The following is a 603-nucleotide window of genomic DNA, read 5'->3' on the forward strand; positions in this document are numbered from 1 at the left end:
TAAATGTACAAAGAAATGTACAAAGTGAATTCGCTTATATATGAATTTTAACAGTCGACGGTTAAATTCAAAAATAAAAATATTTTGAAAGGAAGTAAATAATATGGGAACATTTTCAACAACAATTAAGGATCATTATAACAAGATTTCTTATACTCATGATGGTAAGAAATATGAAGGTATCAGCATTTTCAAGACAAATCCGCAAACAGAATCGATTGCTGCAGCTATTTATAAAACAGGTAATAAGCAATTAATGGAAAACATGAATCCTTCTGGTATAAATTCTTCAGATGTAATTGCAAAAACGAATGGAGGACTAATGCAATATGGTGAAGATGGAGATGCTTTTTATGGCCTAGCATATCAAGATGGTAAACTCTACTCTTCTGGATGGTCAGCAAACCCTTCAGATTCTTCTCTTTTTGAAAAATGGACGCCAACTTACTTTCCATCATTTTGTGTAAAGAAAGATGGTACTGCAACAATAAGATGGTTTTCAAACTGTAAAAGTCTTCAAACAGCCTTACCATATATTAGTACAATGATTTCAGCAGGTCAGCCATTAGTATATACTGGTAAATCTGTGTTTGAACATACTCT

General features: G+C 32.0%; 1 protein-coding gene. It reads left to right on the top strand.

Annotated elements, in window-relative coordinates; translation table 11 throughout:
- Window positions 1-103: 103 nt before the first annotated feature.
- Window positions 104-603 (top strand): hypothetical protein (locus tag ACX6CF_RS26005; RefSeq protein WP_458788295.1); only part of this gene is annotated, 500 nt, incomplete at its 3' end.

The organism is Vallitalea sediminicola (assembly GCF_054408565.1).